General features: G+C 66.0%; 7 protein-coding genes. 1 reads left to right on the top strand and 6 read right to left on the bottom strand.

Going from position 1 to position 7300, the window contains the following annotated elements; genetic code table 11:
• Positions 1-139: YfhL family 4Fe-4S dicluster ferredoxin (locus ACYVOC_RS14525; protein ID WP_461162299.1), on the bottom strand; the 139-nt coding region annotated here is incomplete at its 3' end.
• Positions 140-293: 154 nt separating this feature from the next.
• Between ACYVOC_RS14525 and ACYVOC_RS14520 the strand changes: the two genes are divergently transcribed.
• The gene (locus ACYVOC_RS14520) at positions 294-1706 is read left to right on the top strand and encodes an amidase (protein ID WP_461162264.1); all 1413 of its coding nucleotides are present in this window, start codon (positions 294-296) and stop codon (positions 1704-1706) included.
• 27 nt (positions 1707-1733) lie between these two features.
• Here the strand turns inward: ACYVOC_RS14520 and ACYVOC_RS14515 are convergent, their stop codons facing one another.
• The 5 genes from ACYVOC_RS14515 to ACYVOC_RS14495 form a co-directional block, all read right to left on the bottom strand.
• Complete coding sequence (locus ACYVOC_RS14515) at positions 1734-3212, bottom strand: YdgA family protein (protein ID WP_461162263.1); 1479 nt, start codon at positions 3210-3212, stop codon at positions 1734-1736.
• A 229-nt stretch (positions 3213-3441) separates the two neighbouring features.
• Entirely contained in the window at positions 3442-4083 is a 642-nt protein-coding gene (locus tag ACYVOC_RS14510; RefSeq protein ID WP_461162262.1) for a LysE family translocator, read from the bottom strand.
• Positions 4084-4360: 277 nt separating this feature from the next.
• Positions 4361-5326: an alpha/beta hydrolase gene (locus tag ACYVOC_RS14505; RefSeq protein WP_116003089.1), complete on the bottom strand. Its 966-nt coding sequence runs from the start codon at positions 5324-5326 to the stop codon at positions 4361-4363.
• A 65-nt stretch (positions 5327-5391) separates the two neighbouring features.
• Positions 5392-6222 carry a DUF429 domain-containing protein gene (locus ACYVOC_RS14500; RefSeq protein WP_461162261.1) on the bottom strand — a complete coding sequence of 277 codons (831 nt, stop codon included), beginning with the start codon at positions 6220-6222 and terminating at the stop codon, positions 5392-5394.
• Between the two features lie 5 nt (positions 6223-6227).
• Complete coding sequence (locus tag ACYVOC_RS14495; protein ID WP_461162260.1) at positions 6228-7109, bottom strand: EamA family transporter; 882 nt, start codon at positions 7107-7109, stop codon at positions 6228-6230.
• Between the last annotated feature and the right edge of the window lie 191 nt (positions 7110-7300).

The raw sequence follows: 7300 nt of genomic DNA, 5'->3' as shown, positions 1-7300 counted from the left end.
CATCAAAATGGCCCACGCACTCGGTGCACTTGGAGGGGTCGATTTCGTAGATTTTCTCGCCCAGGTAAATGGCCTGGTTCGGGCACTCCGGCTCGCAGACATCACAGTTGATGCATTCGTCGGTGATCATCAAGGCCATTGCACACTCCGCAGAATCGGGCCGTGCACCATGCACGCCAGCAATGCACCGGCCGACCCCAAGCCGCCATTATCCTGCGTGCGCTGGAGCCACCAGCACCAGTAGGGTGGTTTGCCGCTATGCTGCAGCGGCTCTACACCGCAGAAAGCCACCGATGCAAGCTCCCACTGCCCTGCACGAACTGCCCGCCCACGCCCTGCTCCAGGCCTATCGCCAGCGTACGCTCTCGCCCGTCGAAGTGGTGCAGGCCGTGCTCGATCGCATCGATCGCTGGGAACCGGACCTGCACGCCACCTGGCTGCTGCGCCCCGAAGCCGCACTGGCCCAGGCACGTGCCTCCGAAGCCCGCTGGCTGCGCGGTGCGCCCCAAGGCCTGCTCGATGGCGTGCCCTGCACGCTCAAGGACAACATTGCAACCTGCGGCGACCCCACTCCCTTGGGCACGGCCGCCGTCGATCTGGTACCCGCCCCCGCCGATGCCCCCCCTGCAGCCCGCCTGCGCGAGGCCGGGGCAGTGCTGGTGGCCAAAACCACCATGCCGGACTACGGCATGCTGTCGTCGGGCCTGTCGAGTTTTCATGCGCTGGCGCGCAACCCCTGGAGCCTGGACAAGGGGCCAGGCGGATCGAGCGCCGGAGCTGGCGCAGCCGCAGCCGCTGGCTATGGTCCGCTGCATGTGGGCACCGACATTGGCGGATCGCTGCGCCTGCCCGCGGCCTGGTGCGGCATCTTCACGCTCAAACCCAGCCTGGGCCGCATTCCCATCGACCCGCCCTACACCGGGCGGGCGGCCGGTCCCATGACGCGCAGCGTGCACGATGCCGCACTCATGATGCAGGTACTCAGCCAGCCCGATGTGCGCGACTGCATGGCGCTGCCGCCGCAGTCATTGGACTGGCAGGATTTCGAGCGTGGGCCCGAGCATGTGCGCGGCTTGCGCATTGGCCTATTGCTCGATGCCGGATGCGGCCTGGCCGTGGAGCCCGAAGTGCGCGCCGCCGTGGAACATGCCGCCGCCCTGCTCGAAGACGCAGGCGCCCAGGTGGCTCCCATGCCGCCTTTCATGACACAAACCATGCTCGACGGCATGGACCGCTTCTGGCGCATGCGCTCACACTTGGACATGGCCAGCCTGCCTGCCGAACGCAAAGCCCAGGTGCTGCCCTTCATCCGCGCCTGGGCTGACAGCGTTGCCGATATGCCGGGCACCGCCGTGTTCCACGCCAACCAGCAGTTCCACGCCACGCGCGTGGCCACGGTGCGCGCCTGCGCTGCGTTCGACTATGTGATTTCCCCCGTGGCACCCATGCCCGCCTTTGCCGCCGAGCTGCCCTCGCCCACCAACGACCCGCTGCGCCCGCTGGAGCACATTGGTTTTACGGTGCCGTACAACATGTCCGAGCAGCCCGCTGCCTCGGTGAACTGCGGCTACACCGCCAGCGGTCTGCCCATAGGCCTGCAAATCGCCGGACAGCGTTTTGACGACCTGGGCGTGCTGCGCCTGGCCCGGGCCTTCGAGCACCTGCGCAGCGCCCAGCGGCCCTGGCCCGATCCCCCGGCGGGCTAACCGCGGAGAATCATCCCAGCCCCCTGCTTAGTCAGCGATGCTCAGCATCGGCAAATCGAGTGCCTTGCCATTGAGCTGCAGCTTGCCGCTCTCCATGCGCACAGCGCTTGTCAGGTGGTCGGCCTCCTGCTGGACAAAGCCCTGCATCTCCGCCATGCCCACCATGGAGTCCATCTGCTCAGCCGGCATGTCCTTTTGCCCCATGGCCTGGGCGATACGAGGTAACCAGGCCTTGGGCAGGCGCATCCCAGCGTGCAGCACGCTGGCCTTGAGCAGCGCCGGGCCCCAGCCCCGTTCCTGGACCTCCTCGGCGGTGGGTGCAGTCTGGATTTGTGCGCCGTATTCCAGCGTCGCCTGCTGGCCCTCCAGCGTGGCCGAGAGCTTGACAGCGTAAGCCGGCAGCGCAGCCACCAGCAAAGGCGCTGCGTCCTTCCACAGGGTTTCGACTTCGGGGCCTTCCAGCAGCATCGCCTGTGCGGGGTCGGTGCGGTACGCCGCCAGCAAGGCCTTCTGGAAGAGCTTGACCGCTTCGACGTCGATGCGGCTGACGGTTTCCTCCAAACCGACCGCCTCAAACACCAGAGGGCCAGCGGATCCCTGGGTCTGCGCCTTGGTCGTCCAGCCCAGGGTATTGCCCGTGCGCTCGATGACGGCGGAATAGCGCAGGTCTTGCAAGGCCAGCAGCGTTTGCGCGGGGGCCTCGCCTTGCGTGCGGGTCAGCACGATTTTGTCGAACCGGCCCTTGCCAGAACCTGGGGCCAGCAGCCACAGGCCCTCCTCGAACTGCATGTCGAAATCGCCACCCATGCCCTGCAAGGCCATGGTGAAGCGTTCAACCGGGCCTGATGGCATGCTGGCCGGGCTGTCGTCGCCTTCATCTTCTTTATCGTCCGCGTGGGGAGTCTGCACCCCGCTCAGGGCCATCTCGGGCCACTGGAAGCTGCCGCTCACCTTGTGGCGCGCCGCATCAATGCTCATCTGGTAGTCAAGCGCCTGCCAATACACCCGCTGATCGCCCTCGCCCAATTCACCAGAGGGCAAAGCAAAGCGGATGTCATGTCCACCCATCAGGCGGTGCACCGTCGTCAGCGTGGGTGGGCTCACCTTGGCCAGCACCTGGCGCGCGTTCTCATCGAGTCCTTCCACGGTAAAGTGCGACTCGACCACCGCCGCCGCCAGGCGTGCACCCGCCAGTGGGCCGTGGCGCAAGGTGCTGTCCACCGCGATGCGGATCGGCGGGGGCGCTGGGGCATCGTCGGCGTCCAACGCTGCGGGCGGGCTCCACTGCAGCACCAGCTTGGCGTGCGAAGCCCAGAAACCGCGTTCGTACTGGTGCGACACCACCGCCTGCGGGCCGAGGAAACCCTTGGCTTCTTCCAGCGTCTCCTCATACTGCTTGCGGGCAGATTCGCCCATGTACCAGGTTGCTCCCCCATAGGCTGCCAGGGCTACGACCACGGCTGCGCCAACGATATTCTTCTTGCTCATAGGTTTTTTGGGTTCCATGTGACATCCACCGTTGCGGTGGAAGCGGGCGAGAATACCAGCGCCATCGGCTGCTCAGACACCCACAGCACAAGCCAATTGCAAGCAGATGTGAGTGTCCCAGAACACACCCGCAGGGCGGGCCTGCACTTCCCAGGGCGGTGCGCCATGCGCCCCGAGAAAATAGTGGTCAAAATAGCTTCTAACGCTTACCCATCAAGCGTAAGCAGCTATTGTTTTTGAAAATTCATCAACGATCGACGGTCGCCAGGCGCACAGCCAAGCCCAGAAACACCAGCCCCGCAACGCGGTTAAGCACCGTCTGTGCCCGCGCCGAGCGCTGCAACAACGTGCCAAAGACCCCCGAAAAACAGGCGATCGCCCCAAACACCAGCAAGGTGGCCACCATGAACACCACGCCCAGCAGCATCAACTGCAACGCCACACCCCCGCGCGCAGGGTCGGCAAACTGCGGCAAAAAGGCCAGAAAAAACACCAACACCTTGGGATTGGTCAAGTTCATCACCATGCCGCGCCCCACCATGCGCCCCAGGCTGGGGCCTTGGGCCACCGGCGCGTCGACCGGCACTTCAGAGGACACGGCCGGCGGTGCACGCAGCGCCTGCCAGGCCAGATAGGCCAGATAGGCCGCGCCGCAGAACTTGAGCACCGTAAACGCCACCGCCGAGGCCGCAAACACCGCCGCCAGCCCCAAAGCCACGGCCGCCGTGTGCACCACCAGCCCCGCGCACAGGCCCACCACTACGGCCATGCCCGCGCGCCAGCCCCGCTGGGCCGACTGCAGCAGCACAAAAATGTTGTCCGGCCCGGGGGTCAGGGCCAGAACCACGGCAACGCCAAAGAATGCGATCAGGGTTTGAAGTGTGGGCATGGAGCTTCCGGCAGTAAGTAAACACTGGCGCGACAGCGTAGCCAGGGAAATGCATTGTGCCTGCAGTGCTACCGCATGGGAATGACAAATACGCGGCGCCGGGGTTGGCACATCGGGCCTTCATACGGCCCGCCATCACGCTCCCAGCCTAGGCCGGGCGATACCTGTGCACATACACGGTGGCCGTCCACCTTGCTGCGCCAGTAATACCAGGGCGCGGGCGCGGCCAGCGCCAAACCACTGCACAGGGCCATCCCAACCAGCAGCCACCGCACCGTCATGGCTGCAACCACCCCGGGAGCGAGCGTAAAAACGCATCCACCGCAGCGGTATAGGCTCCCGGCAGTCCCAGCGTTTCATTGACGTCACCATGCGAGAGCGACTGCGGCAACACGGCAACGTGCCCGCCCAGCGCTTGTCCCCGAGCCGCAAACGCCCGGGCCTGCGGGCACGGTGCGCGGCGCAGGCTGGAGCACACTACCAGCATGGGGGCGGCGCCCGGCTGCCACTGGTGCAGCGGAGACACGCTGCGCCAGTAGGCCGAGTCGCTACCAAAGGCTTTGTCGAACAAGGCCGCGTGGCGCTCTTGCAGGGTTTGCTCGACATCCATGGCGCCACTGTCGAGCGCTACGGTGCCCAGTACCGGCTGCGCACCGGCAGCGCGCAAGCGCTCGGGCGCCACCGCCAGCAGCGACACCAGGTGCGCACCCGCCGAATGCCCCATGAGCACAAAGCGCCGCGCATCGCCACCCCAGGTGTGCGCCTGCTGCTGTGCTTGCACCAGCGCTCTGGCCACATCGCTGGCCTGCACATCGGGCCGGGCCTGCGGCAGCATGCGGTAGTTGACCGACACCAACACCACGCCCTGGGCCGCCCAGTACGCCAGCTTGTTGTGCACGAGGCGGTTGTGGGCCTTGTCACCGTAGCGCCAACCGCCGCCATGCACCAGAAACAGCACGGGCGCGCTCTGCACGCGCTCCGGCAGATAAATGTCCATGCGTTGCTGTGGCTCCGGGCCATAGGCTACGTCGCGCAGCAGCCGCAGGCCCGGGGGAAGAAGTTGTGGCTGCGCTGTGTCTGTACTGCGGCCCTCCGATAGCTCGACGTCACCGTCGTCTGCCCGTGTCCCGAGTCGGTCACGCAAAGGGTCGGCGGCGGCTGACCACGTTGCTGCAAGGCACAGTCCCAGCACCACGGCCCGTGTTGCGGTGCGCAATGCAAAAGACAGAGGGCCGTCAATCATGGGTTCTCCCGTGGTTTTTCCCGCATTGTCCAGCGCCTGTATGAAGACCCTGCGGCATACAGGTTTCAAGCGGTAACGATCCAGCCTTCCAGCGGGTCCAGGGATGGCGGCAGGCCATAGAGCGCATCGCCATCGGCATGGCGTGCGTCGGCCCAGGCGGCCTGCAGCAGGCACAGCACGGCGTCCAGGTGGTCGCCCCGGGCATCGTCCACCAGGACATCGCGCTGCGCGTGGCTGAGCTTGAGCTGCAATCCCAGTCGGGTTTGCCCGTTTTCCAGCGCCGTAATCAAGTCCTTGCGGGCGATCAGGCGGTCGGGCGTCTGCTTCGCACGGTCGTCGCTTTTGTAGCTGCGCCGCTGCAGCACTTCGCGCGCCAGCAAGCCGGGGTAGGCCTCCAGCGCCGCGCGCGCCGGGTCGCCTGCGTGCAGGCCCGGCAGGTGCGCGCCTGCCGTAAGCAAGAGCGGCACGCCGGCGTGCAACATGTAAGCCACCGGCGGGTTGACCCACTTCATGCTCGGGCTGGACCCTGCGGGTCGGTCGGTGGCGCGGTGGGCAAACTTGGCCCCGGCCGGGCGTGCGGCGCAGAACGCGGCAAAGATATCGCGAATCTCGGCGCGCGAGAGCTGGCCGTAGTGCCGCATGCAGGCATTCCACTCCTGCGGCCAGCCGAGCTGCTGCACCAGTTCGCGGGGCAGGCCAAAGGGCAGGTCAAAGCCGCCCACCCATTGCCCCGGAGCCGCCAGCCAGCGGCCCAGCGCCTCCAGGGTTTCAAAAACCTGTAGCGACTGCAGGCGCACGCGCAGGCCCGCACGCTCACCCAGTGCCATCACAATGGGTTTACGCGGGCTGGGGCTGCTGGAAAAATCCACGCCCAAGAGCAGCGGTCTGCCCTGCATGCCGCTCATCCCAATGCCAGGGCAGTCACACCCAAGGCAATGCACGCAGCGCCGCAAATACGCGCAAAGCGATCGCCCTCGCCCAACAGGTGGCCACCGATCAGCGCGGCAAACAGCATGGACACTTCGCGCGCAGGCGCCACATGCGACAGCGGTGCCTGTTGCATGGCATACAGCACCAGCACATAAGCCACCGGGCTGACGGCACCCACCAGCAACGCATAGCGCCACTGCACGCGCCACAGCACGGCGGCGGTTGGCAGGTCGCGCAGCACGGCCGGGGCCAGCACGGCCACACGCACGAAGTTGCCCATGTAATCGATCAGGATGGGCGACATCAGCAGCACCTTGACGGCATAGCCATCGACCACTGTGTAGCTGGCAATGAACAGGCCGGTGAGCAAGCCGTAGGCGATGCCTTTGTGCACGCGGGCACGCGCCTGCGGGTCGTGTGCGGCGCGCAGCAACCCCGGCCCGCCAGCGATCAGGAAAACGCCGCCCACCACGCCCGCAATGCCCAACAGCCCCAGCGCCGTGATCTGCTCGCCCAGCAGCGCAATGGCCACCAGCGACGACAACAGCGGCCCAGAGCCCCGCGCCAGCGGGTACACCACCGTGAGGTCGGCCTTGCGGTAGCCGCGCAGCAGGATGACGTAATACAGCACATGCAACACGCCGCTGACGCCAATGAAGACCCATTCACGCACGCCCCACAGCGGCACAACGCTGCGCCCCACCCACCAGCCCAGCGGCGCCCAGAAAAGCATCATCAGCACCGCCGTGAAAAACGCAAAGCGCGCGTCACCACCGGCCTTCTTGGCGACAATGTTCCAGCCTGCATGGATCAGACCGGCCAGGATGATGAGAGCGAAAGCAGTGGGGGTCACGAACCGGGGAGAAAAAGAAAAAGGCCGCTGCTGCGACCCTCCAGGAGACTGTCGGACTTGGAAATCGTCGGCTCCAAGTCCGACAGCCTTCTAGAACAACAGGATGGCAAAAAGAGGGGCAATTTGCGTAGCGAGCCCGCCTAGTCTGGGTCGATGCGCGCAGCTGTACTCCCGTACGGCGAGCACAGCAG

Source organism: Simplicispira piscis, from assembly GCF_054783455.1.
Note: the sequence above shows the minus strand (reverse complement) of the source record. Positions and strands in the feature narration are given on the sequence as shown.

Bases quoted from the DNA above. Each gene is read 5' to 3' on its own strand.
- ACYVOC_RS14520 (WP_461162264.1), top strand. From the start codon at position 294: ATGCAAGCTCCCACTGCCCTGCACGAACTGCCCGCCCACGCCCTGCTC.
- ACYVOC_RS14500 (WP_461162261.1), bottom strand. From the start codon at position 6,222: ATGCAGGGCAGACCGCTGCTCTTGGGCGTGGATTTTTCCAGCAGCCCC.
- ACYVOC_RS14510 (WP_461162262.1), bottom strand. From the start codon at position 4,083: ATGCCCACACTTCAAACCCTGATCGCATTCTTTGGCGTTGCCGTGGTT.
- ACYVOC_RS14505 (WP_116003089.1), bottom strand. From the start codon at position 5,326: ATGATTGACGGCCCTCTGTCTTTTGCATTGCGCACCGCAACACGGGCC.
- ACYVOC_RS14515 (WP_461162263.1), bottom strand. From the start codon at position 3,212: ATGGAACCCAAAAAACCTATGAGCAAGAAGAATATCGTTGGCGCAGCC.